Source organism: Gordonia sp. L191 (genome assembly GCF_030077625.1).
GTDB classification, from domain to species: domain Bacteria; phylum Actinomycetota; class Actinomycetes; order Mycobacteriales; family Mycobacteriaceae; genus Gordonia; species Gordonia polyisoprenivorans_A.
In genome coordinates this window covers 3,626,278-3,642,330 of the sequence record NZ_CP125996.1, presented here as the reverse complement: position 1 = coordinate 3,642,330, position 16,053 = coordinate 3,626,278, and the positions used below count along the sequence as shown (strand labels likewise).

Genomic DNA, 16,053 nt, shown 5'->3' with positions numbered 1-16,053 from the left:
CCCGCCAGTCCGCCGACAGCGCCCGGCCGCCTCAGATCCAGCCGCGTTCGCGGGCGACGCGGGCCGCCTCGGCGCGGGTGGCGGTACCGGTCTTGCCGATCGCCGACGACAGATGGTTGCGCACGGTGCCGGCCGACAGGTGAACCTGCGTGGCGATGGTCGCCACCGTCGCCCCGGACAACGCTGCGCGCAGCACCTCGGATTCGCGTTGGGTCAGCGGATTGTCGCCGCTGGTGAGGCTTTCGGTGGCCAACGTGGGATCGATGACGCGTAGACCTGCGTGTACTCGACGCACCGCGTCGGCCAGTTCGCTTGCCGGAGTGTCCTTTACGACGAAGCCGGACGCGCCGGCGTCGATGGCGCGTCGTAGGTACCCCGGGCGGCCGAACGTGGTCACGATCAGCGAACGCACCCCGGGCAGATGCCGTCGTAGGGCTGCCGCGGCCTCGATACCGTCCGTGCCGGGCATCTCGATGTCGAGCAGGCACACGTCGGCGGCGTGTTCGCGCGCGGCGTCGACGACCTCGTCGCCACGCCCGACCTGGGCGACCACCTCGAGGTCGGTCTCGAGGTCGAGTAGGGCGGCCAGCGCGCCACGTACCAGGGCCTGATCGTCGGCGAGTAGTAGGCGGATCGGTTCACTCATCGTCGACCACCGCCGTCAACGTCGTTCCGCCCGTGTCCGATTCGATCGTCAGGGTGCCGCCCGCGGACTCCACCCGTTCGATCAGTCCGCGTAAGCCGTTGCCGGGAACGGCTGCACCGAGGCCGCACCCGTCGTCGTGCACGGTCAGTGTCGCGTCGTCGATTCGGACCTCGCAATGCATGGCGTGGCTGTGGCGGACCACATTGGTGACGGCCTCCCGCAGTACCCACGCAAACAGTTCGCCGTGCGGGGTGGCCGTCCGCGGATCGGGAAGTGTCGCAGCAATATCGGCGGCGCGGAAGGCGCTCTGCGCCGACGCGATCACGCTGGGCAGGTCCGGGGTACGGAGGGCTCCGACGGTTGCCCGGACCTCGGCGAGTGCGGAGCGGGCAAGCGCATTGACCTCGGCCATCTCGTCTTTCGCGCGTTGCGGGTCCAGATCGATGAGACGACCCGCCAATTCGGTTTTGATGGTGATCACGGTCAGTGAGTGTCCGAGGATGTCGTGGACGTCGCGGGCCACCCGCTCCCGTTCGGCGACCACCGCCAACTCGGAATTGAGCTCACGTTGGCGCTCCTCGGCGCGTTCGCGCTCGCCCTCACGAACGGCGAGCGCGCGAAATCCGAGCATGGTGAACCCGACGGCGACCAGGATGATCACGACGCTGCCATCGACCTCCCACCCGGCGATCGTCGGCACCGCGATCGACGCGACGATCAGCGCGGCAACCGTGATTGCCGCCCACAGGGTGGGGAAGCTGAAGGCGGCGACAACCATCAGGAAAGGTGCTGAACCAAAGGTGTTCTCGCCGATGATGGGCAGCAGTCCCGCCGCCAGGACGAGTAGAACGACGAAGACCCACACGCCACGCGGTTCGACCTCGGTGCGACCGGTGAGCAGGTACACCGACGCCAGGAGGTAGACCACGGCGAAGGCCCCGAGGAGGACGAGCCCAATGATCTTGGTTGTGTGGCCGTGGTCGGAGGTGGCGACCGCTCCGATCGGGTAGGCCAGGAACAACATCCAGATGGCGGTGAACACCCAGCGCAGGTTGCGCCAGGGTGCCCACCGGTCGTTCGTGCGGTTGCTCATCATCTCCGGATTCTGCTGCTCGACGGTTCGATCACTGCCGTGCCGTACTGCGACTGTAGAAGAACGATGCGGTCGAGGCGAAGATCACCGCCCAGATGATGACATTGGCGATGGTCACCAACAGCGAGATGTGGGTGCCGTACACGGTGACCCCGTGATCGAGCGGATACCGCGCGAGCGTGACGACCCCGAACATCGGCGTGAACTGCGCGATGGTGAGCATGACGCCCTTGAGGGGGACGAACACGTTGCCGGCGAAGGCCAACAGCGCCAACACGCCGCCCATCACCTGCATCGCCCCATCGGATTTCATGATGCTGCCCACGCCCAGACCGAAGGCGGCGAACACCGACGCACCGATCCAGCCGAGCACCAGACACGCGATCCACACCCCGACCGGGGCGTGCGCACCGGTGGCGACCCCGGCGACGGTGAGCACGAGGATCGGCAGCGCCCCCATCGCCAACGCGACACACACCTTGGTGGCCACATATCCGGTGGGTTGCAGCGGCGTCATCATCAGGGTGCGCGTCCAGCCGGCCTGCTGTTCGAGTGCCACCGACGCGGCGTTGGAGGCGGCCGCGAGGACAGCGCCGTAGACGGCCATGCCGATCAGGACGTAGAACGCAACATTGCCCGAACCGACTGTGTCAGAGGTCTTCTGGGTGGCGCCGAAGACGAGATACAGCAGACCTGGCATGGCGACGGTGAAGATCAGGGCACGCCGATTGCGCAGGACGCGGCGGATGTCGGTGCGCATGTACAGGGGAGCGGGAAGGAATCCGCGGAGCGCGGTGTCGTGTGACGCCGATCGAGGGGCGGCGGATGAGGCCGAGTCGGTGGTCATGGCGCGAGCTTTCTGTCGAAGGGTGGTGGGGTCACGCAGCGGAGGTGAGGGCGAGGAAGGCGTCTTCGAGGTTGTGCGTGGCGATTTCGACCTCGCGGGCGTTCGTGCCCGTCAACAGGGATCGGGCGAGTGCATCGGAATCCTTGGCGGACAGGTAGATTCGTCCACCGCGGCGTTCGACGACCTCGAGGTCGGGGATGGAGCGCGCGACGGCGGCGAGTTCGGATTCGTCCACGATCGCCGAGACGACACGGCGACTGGCCATCGCGCGGATCTCCGAGGTGGAGCCGTCGGCGACGATCCGACCGTGAGCGATCATGATGATGCGGTCGGCGAAGTCGTCGGCCTCGTCGAGGTAATGGGTGGCGAACACGACGGTGCGTCCGTGTCGGGCATCGGATCGCATGGCGGACCAGAAGTTGCGGCGCGATTCCACATCCATGCCCGCGGTCGGTTCGTCGAGGACGATGAGGTCGGGGTCGGGCAGGGTCGCCAGCGCGAACTTGAGTCGTTGCTGTTCACCTCCGGAGCAGCGGGACACCTTGCGTCCGGCGAGATGCGCGATGTCGGCACGGGCCATCGCCGACTCTGCGTCGGCGCTGCGGCCATGCAACGAGGCGATGATGCGGACGGTCTCTTCGACGGTGAAATCGGGCAGCAGACCACCGTTTTGGAGCACCGCGGCGATACGTCCGCCGCGAGCCGCAGACCGCGCGCCCTGCCCGTACACCTCGACCGAGCCCGAATCCGGTTGGGTCAGGCCGAGGATCATGTCGATCGTCGTGGTCTTACCCGCGCCGTTGGGGCCGAGGAAGGCGACGACCTCACCCGGTGCAACGGTCAGATCGAGGCCGTCGACGGCGGTGACCCGACCGCCGTCCCCGCCCCGGAACGTCTTGCGAAGATCTCTCGTGCGGATTGCTGGTGTGTTCATGCATCTCACGATGCCGTCGATGCGCCGCCCGTCCCCAGAGCAGATGTCATCGATCGTCCATGACGTTTGTCATGTGTCGCGTCGCCGCACCCCTCCGACATTCACCTCGTTGTCGTCGGTTGTTGCTACGTGGGGGATTGGTTGCGTCGTTGCCTTGCGGCGTCTCGAGGCTCCTCGCCTGGCGGCTCGTCGCACCTCGACGATCGGGTAAAGCGCCTCGTTTGTCGGGGATCGCTCGCGTCCCCTATCCGATGGTCGAGGAGCGCCGAGTGAGCGTGGCGAGCACGTCGCGTCTCGAGACCAACTGTGCGACAGGGCTGGTATGCGCCGGTTACGAATATGGTTTCCACCGGAGCGGGTGGGCGACCCGGAAATTCGGGCTTTTTGGGCCGTTTTTGTGGAAGTTATATTCGTAGTCGGCGGTTGTCGCCAGACCGGCCGGTTAGGTCCGGCGTTGTCTCGCCGCGTCTCGAGGCTCCTCGCCTGGCGGCTCGTCGCACCTCGACGATCGGGTAAAGCGCCTCGATTGTCGGGGATCGCCCCCCATCCGATGGTGGGCAGACTAATCCGACTAACGCCAGCAACCCTGCAGTGTCTGGAAGTCGCCGGCGAAGGCCATTCCCGTTCCGGTGCAGGTGGGTCCGTGCACACCATCGACGGTCACCGATGCGCCGGGTCCGGCGATGCCGATCGCCAGTCCGGGTCGTACGCCGGTCATGGTGACCGAGGCGTTGGGGCCGATGGCGATCGCCGCGGGCCCGGCGTAGTTGGTGGCGGTGGAATTGGCGTGGCCGCCGTCGGCGGTGATCGCCAGGCTCAGACCGGTGTTCGATGCGCTGGCCGAACAGCTCTCGCTGGAGGCGGTCTGGCCCGGCAGGGCCGGACAGACCATCGGCGCGGCTGCGGCGTCCGGTGCGGCGGCGAAGGCAATCGCGCCGGCTCCCGCGGTGGCGATGGCGAATCCGAGTGCGAGGCGGACTGGTGAACGCATGGTGGGGCTCCTCCATGTCAGTGATGGGCGGACATCAGGGGTTCGGTGTGCTGCGCGTCACGGATTGCCCGCGGTATTTACGCGATGGTGTCAGCCGACGTGGATCACCGGTCTGCGTTCGAGATCGGGTTCGGCCCGGCGCACCACCTCGCGGGTCACCGCGGCCACCTCACCCTGCCCGATGAACAGGAAGCGCAAGATGTTGACGATCGGGTTGTCCTCGCTCCATTCGAAATAGACGTTGGGTACCAGGTCGGTCCAGTCGCGGATGGCGAACAGGGTGGACGCGATCGTGTTCGGGACCGCCGCCGAACTCACCCACAGGATGCGGAATCCGCCCTCGTGATAGCGCCCGTGGATCTCCAGGTCGGTGACAAAGTCCGATGAGTCGGTGACGTTGACCTCCAGAAAGACGATCTGGTCGGCGTCGGGAATATGACTTTCGGCGCGTTGCTGCAGTTCCTTTTCGCGGTATTCGACGAGGGACCGATCGTCGGGGTCATGGGTGACGATGTGGATCTCGCCGGCCAGAGCGGCACCGTCGATGATCTGCTGAGCCGTTTCGTCGAAGGTGATCTCCCCACTGCGGAGTTCGAACGAGCGACTGATGCGGGATGCGAAGGACAGGATGAGGATCGCGGCGATGAAGAACGCGGCGACCTGCACACCTTCGGGGCGTTCGATGATGTTGGTGACGGTGGTGTAGCAGAACACCAGGGCGATACCGCCGAAACAGATGGTGGCGACGCGTCGGCGATGTTTGCGTACCGAGAGCATCACCGCGATGGCGGCCGAGGTCATCAGCACCAGCACACCGGTCGCGTAGGCCGAACCCTGTTTGTCGACCGAGGCGTCGAAGTAGATCGTGACGCCGGCGGCGATCAGGATGAACACGACCACCAGCGGGCGGTTGGCGCGCGCCCAGTCCGGTGCCATGCCGTACCGCGGGAGGTAGCGCGGAACGAGGTTGAGCAGTCCGGCCATCGCCGACGCCCCGGCGAACCACAGGATGAGGATCGTGCTGATGTCGTAGACGGTGCCGAAGGCGTTGCCGAGGTCGGCGTGGGCGAGGAAGGCCAGGGCACGTCCGTTCGCCTGGCCGCCGACGTCGAACGCCTTCTCCGGGATGAGGATCGTGCACACCAGGCTGCTGGTGATCAGCAGGATGCTCATGGTGACCGCTGCGGTGGCCAGCAGTCGGCGGGTACCGGCGATACGAACGGTCGGGCGATCCGGCGGATCATCCGGCGAGCCGTCGATCTGGGGCATCACCGCCACCCCCGTCTCGAATCCGGACAAACCGAGCGCGAGTTTCGGGAACACCAGCAGCGCGATCGCGATCATCATCCACGGACTGCCGTGTTCGGCGGTCATGGCGTGGCTCCAGTCGACGACCACGTGGGGTGAGGTGGCGATGCGCCACAAACCGTCGGCGATGACCACGACGTTGAGCGCCAAGTAGATTGCGACGAGCCCCACGGCGACCGCAATGGCTTCGGTGAAGCCGCGCAAGAAGATCGCGGCGAGAAACGCGAGGAACACCAGGGTGATGGCGACGTTGTGCCCGCTGAAAATGTCCGGAACGAACGGATTCTCGATGAAGTGCGCGGTGGCGTCGGCCGCCGAGAGGGTCATGGTGATCAAGAAGTCGGTGGCTGCGAATCCGAGCAGCACGAGGACGAACACCTTTCCGCCCCACCACGGCAGGAGTCGTTCGAGCATCGCGATCGATCCGGAGCCGTGCGGCGAACGTGCGGCGATGTATCGATACACCGGCAGCGCGCCGAACAGCGTCAGGGCCACCAGCACGATCGTCGCCAACGGTGCGATGGTGCCGGCGGCCAGTGCTGCGATGCCCGGTTGGTACCCCAGTGACGAAAAGTAGTCGACACCGGTGAGGCACATCACCTTCCACCACGAGTGGGTTTTCGTCTCGGTGTTCGTGCGCCGGTACGGCCCCATCAAGCCCGCGGGTTCGGGAGAGATGTCGGACAGGAACCACCGTCGCAGCGTCCCGTGCGGCATCGTCGTCTTCGGCATCGGATCAGCGTAGTACCGACGGTCGTCGGAGTTGTTGTCAATGTGCGTGTTCACTCCGACAGGCCGCTTGGCGGAGATTGTCCATATTGACTGAATTGCTTGTGTCACAACGAATTCAGGCGTTCTGGTGCTTTGCCTGAGCGGGGTCAGATCGACGTCCGGAGGGCTCGTCGTGTTCACCTGTTGTTCGCCGGGGTATCAGTACGCTTCGCCCGACGTTGCCGAAGGCGGCGACCGAAGGACACTCCGAGAGGAATTCATGAGCACGATCGAGTCACCGGTGCGCGCACGCCGGGGGGCCTTGACGGCGATCGCCGCGGGCGCCATCGCGGCCGGTATCACCGCGGGCGCGGCGGCACCCGCCCACGCCGACACCTTCGTTCCGTTGCCGAACGGCAGCGTATCGGCGCACGACCTCACGCTGACGCGCACCAACGAGTCGGCACAGGTGTCACCGTCGATGGCCGCCAACGGTGCGGGACGCAACGTGTGGGTCAGCGCCAACATCACGTTGAAGGCACCCAAGCTGCAGCCCACCGGATCGTTCCCGGCCAACGGTCCCGCGGGTGAGGCGACGATGCCGGGTACCAACGGCACCTCCAACGACGGCTCGGCCGCGACCTTGTCGGCCGGGTACATCGTCGGATGCCAGGTCAACATCGGCAGCCTGACCGCCGGAATCACCGGCAGCATCACCTCAGCCGGCGTGCCCGGTGCGTCGGGGTCGTTGAGCGTTCCGCTGACCCCCGGTCAGGTGACCTTCGTGCAGATCGACAACTTCGACATCGCCAAGGCCGGCACTTACTACTTCAACTACCAGCGGTTCGCCATGCAGATCCAGAACTGTGCGGGTTATGCGCAGGCGCGGTCATTCGTCACCGTCGAGACCGGCGGAAACGACCACAACAAGATCAACCTCTATGGCAAGCCGTTCTCGATCGGCTGACCGGCCCCACTCGACACCGACGAACTACACAAGGAACACAATGACAATCCGTTTCACGCGTCTCTCGGTTCTTGCCGGTGTGCCCGCCGCCGCGGCGATCGCCGTCCTGGCCACCGCGGGTGCCGCGGCCGCCGACGTCCACGTCTCCCTCCCGTCGCAGACCCAGACGCTGGCCACCGGTGACGGCGTCGGGGTCACCCTGACCCGTTCGGGCGAGACCGCCACCATCAGCCCGTCGCTGGGTAGCACCCCGTTGCACCGCAACGCCTGGGTGTCGGCGACCTACAACGTCACCACCAGCAAGCCGGTCAGCAAGATCAAGTTCCAGGCCGGTTACACCGTCGGCTGCCAGGTGAACCTCAACGGCTTCACCAACTCGAACACCCCGTCGGGGTCGGTGTCGACCTCGGGCGCGGCCTCGGGAACGGTCAACGAGGGTGGCTCCATCTCGGTCGGACCCGGCCAGGCCGTCAACTACTATGTCTACGACTACGAGCGTGCCGATCCGTTCGGCAACGACCAGCACAAGTCGTGGGTGCCGATCGTCAAGACCACCCATGGCGAGGTCAGCTACACCAACGAGACCATGCAGGTCAACGGGTGTGCCGGCTATGCGCAGGCGCGCTCGTTTGCGAATGTGTACATCATCGGCGACCACGGGGAGCAGATCGTCAGCTTCTACGGACAGCCGTTCAGTCTCGGGTAACCCTCTCACAGCCGGGACTGGTTGAGGTGACGACGTGCGACGCACCCCTGCAGGGGTCGCGTCGCACGTCCATCTGTGCGTGGTGGAGCGTGTCGTCGGGGCAGTGGCGAGCTGCGCCGCGTGAGACGATCGAGCAATGACTTCCGAGCCGACGACGCACGAGCCGACGACGCCGGCGAACGAGTCGATGGTCACCGTGATCATCGCCTTCGCCATGAACATCCTTGTGGCCGTGGCGAAGACCGTCGCCGCGGCGATCACGGGGTCGGCGTCGATGGTCGCCGAGTCGGCGCACTCGTGGGCCGATGCGGGCAACGAGGTGTTCCTGCTCATCGCCGAGCGGCGGGGCGGCCTGGGGCGGGATCGGGCGCATCCGTTCGGCCACGGCCGCGAAACCTACATCTGGTCGATGTTCGCCGCTTTCGGATTGTTCGCCGTCGGCGCCGCGGTGTCGGTGATGCATGGCATCACCTCGCTCTCACATCCCGAGCCCGACGCCGATTACGTGGTCGGCTACCTCGTGTTGGCGATCTCGGCGGTTTTGGAGGCAACCTCGTTCATCCAGTCGATCCGGCAGGCACGTGCGGGCGGGCGACGAATCTCGATGCACCCGTTGCGTTTTGTCAGCCGCACCTCCAACACGACGCTCCGCGCGGTATTCGCCGAAGATGCTGCGGCACTGGTGGGCCTGGCGATCGCGGCCACCGGGATGGCGCTGCACGAGATCACCGGGTCGGCGGTGTACGACGCGGTCGGTTCGATCCTGGTGGGCTTGTTGTTGGGCGTCATCGCGATATTCCTGATCAAACGCAACAGCGAATTCCTACTGGGACAGCGGGCTTTGCCGGCCACCCGGCAGGCGATCCTGCACCGTCTGCTGGCCCACCCCGACGTCGATCGGGTGACCTACCTGCACGTCGAATACGTGGGTCCCGCACAGTATTACCTCGTTGCCGCCATCGACATCCGCGGCGATCTGCGAGAGCACGACGTCGCGGTTCTGTTGCGCCGTATCGAGGCCGAGATCGAGGAGCAGGACGCGATCGTGGAGGCCGTCCTCACGCTGTCGACCGCCGACGAGCCGTCGCTGTTGGAATGAAGGCGGGCCGGACTGACGACGTCCGGAGTGAAGGTGGTTGGGGGACCATAAGGACGACGGCATGATGGGTGTTCAGAAGCCGGCGTGCATCTCCCAGTAGAGGATCTCGGCGTAGTCGGTGGCGGTGACCGGCATGTCGTCGGCATCGGTCAGGCGTGCGGCGTCACCGTCGGTGAGGCGGGTGCCGTCGAGTGCGACCGATCCGCGCACGACATACAGGTGACCGAACCGGGCGCCCGGCAGCATCACCGAGGTGTCCGCGGTCATTCGCGCGGCATGCAGTGCGGCAAACGGATTCGGCAAAGACAGTGCACCGCTGTGACGATCGCGGTCGAGTCCCGACACGATCGGCACGAGTTCGCCGGTCGACAGTGCGGAGGTGACGTCGGTTTCGGCGTATTCCGGTTCGTGACCGGCATATTCGGTGGCCACCCACATCTGCACGACGCGCAATCGGGTGCGCTCGGTGCGGGTGGCGGCATTGCGTTCGGAGTGGGTGATGCCGGTGCCCGCGGTCATCCGCTGCACGACGCCGGGCGTGAGGATTCCGGAGTTGCCGCGCGAATCCCGATGATGCAGAGCGCCGTCGACGACCCAGGTGATGATCTCGACGTCGGTGTGCTCGTGGGTGTCGAAGCCCTCGGCGGCGTCCACGGTGTCGTCGTTGTTGACCAGCAGGACGCCGTGCGCGTTGCCGACGAGATCGAAATTGCCGGTGGCGGGGAACGATTGGAGCGAGGTGAGCCATTCGTTGTCCCACCGGTGGCGATCGTCGGAACGGATCACCCGAATGGTGTGCTCGGTGGTGGTCATCGAGGGGTCTCGCCTTCGAGGTCGTCGAGATGGGCGGCCAGCGTGCGCATCAGATCGCCCAGTGCCGCACCGTCCTGCGCGGTCAGTGCAGTGGCGTAGAGGCGTCGCACGGCCGTGCCGTGATCTCGGGCGGCGGCGGTGAACGCCGCACGTCCGTCGTCGGTGAGCACCGCATAGCTCCCACGCCGATCCTCGGGGACCGCCGCACGTGACAGCCAACCCCGCCGCACCATCACATCGATCTGATACGAGAGCCGCGAGGTCGAGAAGACCATCCGGTGCGACAGCTCACGCATCCGCGCTCGGCCATCGGGGCATTCGTGCAGGATCAACAGAATGTGATAGTCCGACAACGACATTCCGCAGTGTCGGCGCAGATCGTCGTCGAGCAGGGTCTGCAGGCGAGCGCTGGTCTCGATGAACGGACGCCACGCGTCCGTCACGGGATCAGCACTCGCCCGCCCGCCTGCGGTGCCAGGGGCTCTGCTCATCGGATACCGGTGTGCGGCATCAGCGCATTCGGCGGAACGACGCCGAGACGTCCGGCCTGGAAATCCTCCATGGCCTCGATCAACTGTTCACGGGTGTTCATCACGAACGGACCATACTGGGCCACGGGCTCGCGGATCGGTTGACCGCCGAGAAACAGCACCTCCAGTGCCGGCCGATTGCTGTCCTGCCCGGCGTCGGCACTGACGGTGATGCGGTCGCCGGCACCGAAGACCGCGAGTTGTCCCTGCTCGATGGGCCGGGCGTCGGGGCCGACGGTTCCCCGACCGGACAACACGTAGGCCAGTGCGTTGAAGTCGGTGCGCCACGGCACCGACACGGACGCACCCGGCTCGATCGTGGTGTGCGCGACAGTGATCGGGGTGTGGGTGGACCCCGGACCGGCATGTCCGTCGATCTCGCCGGCGATGATGCGCACCAGCGCACCGCCGTCGGGGGAGGCGACCAGAGCGACGTTGCCGCCCTCGAGATTCTGGTAGCGCGGCGTGAGGAACTTGTCCTTGGCGGGCAGATTCACCCATAGCTGGATGCCGTGGAACAGACCGCCCGATTCCACCAGTTCGGCGGGCGGGGTCTCGATGTGCAAGATGCCCGATCCGGCGGTCATCCACTGGGTGGCGCCGTTCTCGATGAGACCTCCGCCGCCGGTTGAATCCTGGTGTTGGAAGCGGCCGTCGATCATGTAGGTGACGGTCTCGAATCCGCGGTGCGGATGCCAGTCGGTGCCCTTCGGTTCACCCGGCTGGTAGTCGACCTCGCCCATCTGATCCATGTGGATGAACGGGTCGAGCGCCGATGTGGGCACGCCGGCGAAGGCGCGCACGACGGGGAAACCCTCGCCCTCATAGCCGCGCGGGCCGCGGGTGATGGTGCGCACCGGGCGTTCGGTGGCCTCGAGTGGTGCCAGCGTCAGCCGGGGCAGGGTGGTGGTGTCGGCGGTGACGGCGGGCATGGGGTCCTCCTCGGATCGAGATTGCTCAAATCTGAGCAACTGAAGGACTCAACCCCATCGGCAATCGAGGTATTCCGGAGGAGGGCTCTTCCTTCTCCTAGGCGATCTCGGCGCCGATCCCCTGCAAGAAGACTCGCAGCATCTCGACGAACAGCACGTCGTCGTTCCAGTCGTCGCTATCGAGCGACGCCGCCACCTCCGTGCTGAACAGGGAGGGGTCGGTGACCGGGGTCATCGCCGGTCGGCCGGTGGCCGCACACATCGCCGATCCGATCGTCATGCGGTGCACGGATTCGACGATGAACATCTGACGATCCGACGGGACACCGTGCTCGTCGAGCACGGCACAGTGTGTGGCGTACAGCTTTTCGAGCAACCCGGCGGGAAAGTGCTCGACGACGAGGGGGACCGCCCGGGCGTGGGCGAGCAGCGTGCTACGGAACATCACCGCGCCCTCGATGAGCCACTGCTGCCAGTCGCCGTCATCAATGGGATCGTGCGGTGGCGTCTGCAGCACGATCGCCCGCGCTACCTCGGCGAGGATCTCGTTCTTGTCGCGAAAGTGGTTGTAGAGCGAGGGCGCCCGGACGTTGAGCCGTACGGCGATGCGTTCGAGGCTCAGCCCGGCGGGGCCGTCGGAGTCGACGATGTCGATCGCGGTCTGAACCGCCACAGAGCGCTCGATGAGCGGTCGCCGTCCCATGTCCACCTCCTCCTGCGGGTTTCGGTGCCCGGCAACAACTCGCCCACGATACCCGGCTCGCCACTGCGGTTCAGGTAGCCACTGCGGTCCCGATCCGCGTCCCATGTTGCGGGAGATCGGCATAGCGGTCGCGCAGGCTCCCCTTCCGGATCTTCATTCCCGCTGTGCGGGGCAGCGGGTCGTCGACGAACTCCACATAGCGCGGCGCCTTGTACGCGGCCAGCCGGTCGCGGCAGTGTCGCACGACGTCCTCGGGCGTGATGCTCCCCGCTGCCCGGACCACTGCCGCGGGCGTCTCGCCGAACTCCGCGTCGGCGACCCCGATCACGGCGACCTCGGTCACCTGTGGTATCTCCGCGATGATGCGCTCGAGCTCGGCGGCATAGATGTTGATGCCACCGGAGATGATGATGTCCTTGGTGCGCCCGATGATCCGAATCCCGTACTCGTCCCGCACACCGATGTCACCGGTTCGCAACGACCCGCCCCCGAAGGTGGCCTCGGTGAGTGGCTCATCGAACCAGTAGCCCGCGGCGATGCCCGGTCCGGTGATCCGTACTTCCCCGGGTTCGCCGGGCGCACAGGGTTGTTCGTCGGCACCGATGAGGGTGACCTCGTTCAGGATTCCACCGATGCCGACATATTCGGGGTGAGCCATGGGCATCGCAACACCGGGCACCGTGGCGTTCGATTGGGACTCGGTCAGCCCGTACACCTGCCGAAGTCCGATGCCCTTGGCCGACCACGCGTCGATGAGGGCCGAGGTCACCGGGTTTCCCCCGGTGAAGGCGACAGTCAGCGACGACAGGTCGGCAGCGGCGAACTCCGGGTGCGCGGCCATCTGCTCGTAGAAGATCGTGGTGGCGCCGAGATGGATGATCTTCTCGTCGCGGATCAGTGCCAGGGCCACAGCGGGATCCCATTCCGGGAGATACACACAGCTGCCACCGAGGATCAGCGGACCGAGGAAACCGTTGAGCAGGCCGGCGCCGAATGCCATCGAACTCACACTGAGCGCCCGCGCCCGCAGAAACGCCGGCTCCTGCAGACACCACTCGAACAGTGCGCTCATCAACGAATCATGCGAGTAGACCACGCCTTTGGGTTCGCCCGTGGAACCCGACGTCGACATGATCGCGACCGGTGCCGAGCCGTCGGCCGGGATATGCGGTAGTGGTGCCGGTGTGTGGGCCGATCCGAGACCGTCGATGTCGGCCGACGGTGTCGCGGCGTCGAGCAGCGGGCGTAATGAGGACGCGGCGACGACGATCTGAGGGGTCACCTTGTTGATGAAATGCGCGAGTTCGCTTGCGCTACTGCGCTCGTTGAGAGGGCAGATGACCGCGCCGAGTTTGAGCGCGGCCACCGCGGCGACAACCCAGCTGATCGACGGGCGGCCCAGCAGGGCCACGCGTCGGCCGCGGGTGACGCCGAGTGCGATCAGCTCGTGCGCGGCACAATTCGCGGCAATATCGAGCTCGCGCCAGGTCAGCGTGCGATCCCCGCATGTCACCGACGGCTGATCGGGCTGCCGCTCGGTCCCCGCGGCCAGGGGTCGGAGAATGCTGTTGTTCATGAGAAGTCCTCGGTGAGCGATGAGAAGCCGGGCGATGAGAGGCTGGGCGATGAGACGCCGGGCGAATAGAGGATGTCGGTGCGATCGTGATGAAACGCTGCGCTGCGGAATGCGGCCAGGGCGTCGGGCTCTTCGGGATTCAGGGTCGTCTCCACGCTGGTGACCCCCGAGGCGAACAAGGCGTCGGCTGCGGCGGCGACAACCGGTGACAAGCGTTGCGCGGATGGCGGACCGATCATCGCCACCGAGCCGATGACGCCGACGTCATCGTGCCGGTCCGTCCGCACCGCGGCGAGGAGGTGGCCGTGGTCGAACACCTCGAGCGTGCCGTCCGCACCGAAAGCGTTGTGCACAAACCGATCCGAGCCCACCACGTCCGACGCGCGGGAGTGCGACAACGCCGAGCGTGAGGGGAGAACCAGGTGGTGTCGCTCGCCGATGACCGCTGCGCCACATCGTCGGGCCAGGCGCGCGGCGGCCGGATGGGCCCCTGCGCTCCTGGCCACGATCGGCCGCCCGACCGGAGGGAATCCTGGTGGACGCTGCGCCGCGATGCACTCGAACGCCGATGTGGCAACACCGGTCGCACGGTGATCCGGGTCGATGACCACGTCGAGCTCGTACGGGCCGTCCTCGGTTCGGGTGACCAGGATGACGCCGGCGAGTCGGGGTTCAGTGGTGGTCGGTGCGCCCCAACGGTGCAGCCGGGTGCGGATCTCGATCGTGGACGTCGCCCTCGGGTGCGTGGGGATTCGGTCGGCGAACCCCATCTCGAGATCGACCGTGCGGGCGGTATCGATCAGCTCCGACGCGGCCGCCGACGGCGGTCCGGGGTAGGACGTCAGAGTCGTCGGTTCCGTCGTCGTCATGATCATCGGGACGGCTCCAGAGCGATGAGCCGATCGATCTCGCGCCGAAAGAGATGGCTAACGATCTCATTGCGACCCAACAGCATCGTGCCCATGTCCTGGCTGGTGAGCGCTTCCTGAGAGCCGTCGAGGATCGGGAAGGCCTCGTCGTGCAGGATCGCGATCAGCAAGCCCCAGTTCTTGGCCCATCGCTTGGTCCAGTGTTCCGGTGAGAGCCCGCTCGCCTCGACCGACGGCGCCATGATGCGCATCTGCATGATCGACCGATGGGGGTCGGCGCCGACCGGTCGAAAGGTGAGCAACTCGAAATGTGTTGCGTGCTTGAGCATCATCGTGTTCGGCGCGAGAAAGCAGCTCTCGATGGTGTGTCCCTCCATCGACCGATCCCAGTCGACGTCGTGCCCGGTGAACTGGTCGATGCTCTTGCGTGCGGTGAGGAACGAGAACGACGAGCCCAGCTCTTCCAGCACGACAGCGTTGGTGTGCAGCATCTTTCCGGCGGTGTTCGGGTGTGCGTACTTCACGTGGTAGTTGTCGAGAAAGCCGTCCTGCATGATCTTTTGGTTGACGGGTCGCTCATAGGTGTGGATCGATGCTCACCAGTTGGTCGATGCGGTACTCGGCGAGGATCGCATCGAGCTCGGGTCCGAGCCACGCGGCCACGTCGATCTCGCGGTCGGCGTTGTCGATGACCCAGATGAATCCGTGGCGCTCCTGAACCGGGATCGGCACCAATCCGAAGTCGCCGCGATCGAAGTCGCCGAAGGTGTCGTCGAGGGTGACCGTCCGCAACCGGCCATCGGGGTCGTAGGACCACCGGTGGTACGGACACGAGAACAGCCGGCACTTGCCTGCCGGTTCGGTGACCAGCTGCGCACCGCGATGGCGGCAGGCATTGACGAAGGCCTTGACCCCGCCGTCGCGCTGTCTGATCACCACCACCTTGTTGCGGGGCAGATCCACGCTGACGAAATCGTTGCGTTCGGCCACCTCCGACGAGTGGGCGACGATGAATGGTACCTCGCCGAACACTCGATCGCGTTCGAGTTCGGCGCGTCGGTGATCGCGGAAGTCGTCGGGTTCGGTGTGCGTGATGCGCGACCACTGATCCGTCCGGGAACCGTCCAGATGGGCGAGGAGACCGCGCAACGCGCGCGTCCGGCGTTCCTGGATGCGGTCCGACCAGACGTCCGGCGGCATGGTGGTGGTGTCAGTGGTCATCGGTAGTCCTTCGTCTGCTCCGCGGGTGGGTGAGCGGGGTCACACGTTTACTATCGACGTTAGTTTATTTTCTGTCAAGCCCGCTCGTCACAGTGGCCGTCAAAGAG

15 protein-coding genes and 1 pseudogene are annotated in these 16,053 nt (G+C 66.0%); 3 read left to right on the top strand and 13 right to left on the bottom strand.

Annotation, left to right across the window (positions count from 1 at the left end):
- Window positions 1-31: 31 nt before the first annotated feature.
- The 6 genes from QNM97_RS16490 to QNM97_RS16465 all read right to left on the bottom strand — a co-directional run bounded on the left by QNM97_RS16490 (window position 32) and on the right by QNM97_RS16465 (window position 6,551).
- Window positions 32-646, bottom strand: a complete 615-nt coding sequence (locus tag QNM97_RS16490; RefSeq protein WP_208795167.1) for a response regulator transcription factor — start codon at window positions 644-646, stop codon at window positions 32-34.
- Complete coding sequence (locus QNM97_RS16485) at window positions 639-1,742, bottom strand: sensor histidine kinase (RefSeq protein WP_283819427.1); 1,104 nt, start codon at window positions 1,740-1,742, stop codon at window positions 639-641. The genes QNM97_RS16490 and QNM97_RS16485 overlap by 8 nt, the downstream gene beginning before the upstream one ends.
- A gap of 28 nt (window positions 1,743-1,770) precedes the next feature.
- A complete protein-coding gene (locus QNM97_RS16480) occupies window positions 1,771-2,586 on the bottom strand; it encodes an ABC transporter permease (RefSeq protein WP_283819426.1) in 816 nt (271 codons plus the stop codon).
- A 31-nt stretch (window positions 2,587-2,617) separates the two neighbouring features.
- The gene (locus tag QNM97_RS16475) at window positions 2,618-3,520 is read right to left on the bottom strand and encodes an ABC transporter ATP-binding protein (protein WP_283819425.1); all 903 of its coding nucleotides are present in this window, start codon (window positions 3,518-3,520) and stop codon (window positions 2,618-2,620) included.
- A 571-nt stretch (window positions 3,521-4,091) separates the two neighbouring features.
- On the bottom strand, window positions 4,092-4,511 hold the full coding sequence (locus tag QNM97_RS16470) for a hypothetical protein (protein WP_283819424.1): 420 nt from the start codon (window positions 4,509-4,511) through the stop codon (window positions 4,092-4,094).
- Between the two features lie 90 nt (window positions 4,512-4,601).
- A complete protein-coding gene (locus QNM97_RS16465) occupies window positions 4,602-6,551 on the bottom strand; it encodes an APC family permease (RefSeq protein WP_502874914.1) in 1,950 nt (649 codons plus the stop codon).
- 259 nt (window positions 6,552-6,810) lie between these two features.
- Between QNM97_RS16465 and QNM97_RS16460 the strand changes: the two genes are divergently transcribed.
- From QNM97_RS16460 to QNM97_RS16450, 3 genes are all read left to right on the top strand, one after another.
- Window positions 6,811-7,497: an MspA family porin gene (locus QNM97_RS16460; protein WP_283819423.1), complete on the top strand. Its 687-nt coding sequence runs from the start codon at window positions 6,811-6,813 to the stop codon at window positions 7,495-7,497.
- Window positions 7,498-7,537: 40 nt separating this feature from the next.
- On the top strand, window positions 7,538-8,203 hold the full coding sequence (locus tag QNM97_RS16455) for an MspA family porin (RefSeq protein ID WP_283819422.1): 666 nt from the start codon (window positions 7,538-7,540) through the stop codon (window positions 8,201-8,203).
- A gap of 136 nt (window positions 8,204-8,339) precedes the next feature.
- On the top strand, window positions 8,340-9,302 hold the full coding sequence (locus QNM97_RS16450; protein ID WP_283819421.1) for a cation diffusion facilitator family transporter: 963 nt from the start codon (window positions 8,340-8,342) through the stop codon (window positions 9,300-9,302).
- A gap of 72 nt (window positions 9,303-9,374) precedes the next feature.
- Here the strand turns inward: QNM97_RS16450 and QNM97_RS16445 are convergent, their stop codons facing one another.
- From QNM97_RS16445 to QNM97_RS26655, 7 genes and pseudogenes are all read right to left on the bottom strand, one after another.
- The gene (locus QNM97_RS16445) at window positions 9,375-10,115 is read right to left on the bottom strand and encodes a pirin family protein (RefSeq protein ID WP_283819420.1); all 741 of its coding nucleotides are present in this window, start codon (window positions 10,113-10,115) and stop codon (window positions 9,375-9,377) included.
- On the bottom strand, window positions 10,112-10,606 hold the full coding sequence (locus QNM97_RS16440) for a MarR family winged helix-turn-helix transcriptional regulator (protein WP_283819419.1): 495 nt from the start codon (window positions 10,604-10,606) through the stop codon (window positions 10,112-10,114). Before QNM97_RS16440 ends, QNM97_RS16445 begins: the two co-directional genes overlap by 4 nt.
- A complete protein-coding gene (locus tag QNM97_RS16435; protein ID WP_283819418.1) occupies window positions 10,603-11,577 on the bottom strand; it encodes a pirin family protein in 975 nt (324 codons plus the stop codon). Before QNM97_RS16435 ends, QNM97_RS16440 begins: the two co-directional genes overlap by 4 nt.
- 97 nt (window positions 11,578-11,674) lie before the next feature.
- A complete protein-coding gene (locus QNM97_RS16430; protein ID WP_283819417.1) occupies window positions 11,675-12,280 on the bottom strand; it encodes a TetR family transcriptional regulator in 606 nt (201 codons plus the stop codon).
- Window positions 12,281-12,350: 70 nt separating this feature from the next.
- On the bottom strand, window positions 12,351-13,856 hold the full coding sequence (locus tag QNM97_RS16425; protein ID WP_283819416.1) for a class I adenylate-forming enzyme family protein: 1,506 nt from the start codon (window positions 13,854-13,856) through the stop codon (window positions 12,351-12,353).
- On the bottom strand, window positions 13,853-14,725 hold the full coding sequence (locus tag QNM97_RS16420) for a GNAT family N-acetyltransferase (protein WP_283819415.1): 873 nt from the start codon (window positions 14,723-14,725) through the stop codon (window positions 13,853-13,855). Before QNM97_RS16420 ends, QNM97_RS16425 begins: the two co-directional genes overlap by 4 nt.
- Before the next feature lie 2 nt (window positions 14,726-14,727).
- Window positions 14,728-15,946, bottom strand: a pseudogene (locus QNM97_RS26655) (aromatic ring-hydroxylating oxygenase subunit alpha).
- Between the last annotated feature and the right edge of the window lie 107 nt (window positions 15,947-16,053).

What these genes read in the sequence shown, in the direction of transcription:
- QNM97_RS16490 (WP_208795167.1), bottom strand. Translation starts at nt 646, where the DNA reads ATGAGTGAACCGATCCGCCTACTACTCGCCGACGATCAGGCCCTGGTA.
- QNM97_RS16485 (WP_283819427.1), bottom strand. Translation starts at nt 1,742, where the DNA reads ATGATGAGCAACCGCACGAACGACCGGTGGGCACCCTGGCGCAACCTG.
- QNM97_RS16480 (WP_283819426.1), bottom strand. Translation starts at nt 2,586, where the DNA reads ATGACCACCGACTCGGCCTCATCCGCCGCCCCTCGATCGGCGTCACAC.
- QNM97_RS16475 (WP_283819425.1), bottom strand. Translation starts at nt 3,520, where the DNA reads ATGAACACACCAGCAATCCGCACGAGAGATCTTCGCAAGACGTTCCGG.
- QNM97_RS16470 (WP_283819424.1), bottom strand. Translation starts at nt 4,511, where the DNA reads ATGCGTTCACCAGTCCGCCTCGCACTCGGATTCGCCATCGCCACCGCG.
- QNM97_RS16465 (WP_502874914.1), bottom strand. Translation starts at nt 6,551, where the DNA reads ATGCCGAAGACGACGATGCCGCACGGGACGCTGCGACGGTGGTTCCTG.
- QNM97_RS16460 (WP_283819423.1), top strand. Translation starts at nt 6,811, where the DNA reads ATGAGCACGATCGAGTCACCGGTGCGCGCACGCCGGGGGGCCTTGACG.
- QNM97_RS16455 (WP_283819422.1), top strand. Translation starts at nt 7,538, where the DNA reads ATGACAATCCGTTTCACGCGTCTCTCGGTTCTTGCCGGTGTGCCCGCC.
- QNM97_RS16450 (WP_283819421.1), top strand. Translation starts at nt 8,340, where the DNA reads ATGACTTCCGAGCCGACGACGCACGAGCCGACGACGCCGGCGAACGAG.
- QNM97_RS16445 (WP_283819420.1), bottom strand. Translation starts at nt 10,115, where the DNA reads ATGACCACCACCGAGCACACCATTCGGGTGATCCGTTCCGACGATCGC.
- QNM97_RS16440 (WP_283819419.1), bottom strand. Translation starts at nt 10,606, where the DNA reads ATGAGCAGAGCCCCTGGCACCGCAGGCGGGCGGGCGAGTGCTGATCCC.
- QNM97_RS16435 (WP_283819418.1), bottom strand. Translation starts at nt 11,577, where the DNA reads ATGCCCGCCGTCACCGCCGACACCACCACCCTGCCCCGGCTGACGCTG.
- QNM97_RS16430 (WP_283819417.1), bottom strand. Translation starts at nt 12,280, where the DNA reads ATGGGACGGCGACCGCTCATCGAGCGCTCTGTGGCGGTTCAGACCGCG.
- QNM97_RS16425 (WP_283819416.1), bottom strand. Translation starts at nt 13,856, where the DNA reads ATGAACAACAGCATTCTCCGACCCCTGGCCGCGGGGACCGAGCGGCAG.
- QNM97_RS16420 (WP_283819415.1), bottom strand. Translation starts at nt 14,725, where the DNA reads ATGACGACGACGGAACCGACGACTCTGACGTCCTACCCCGGACCGCCG.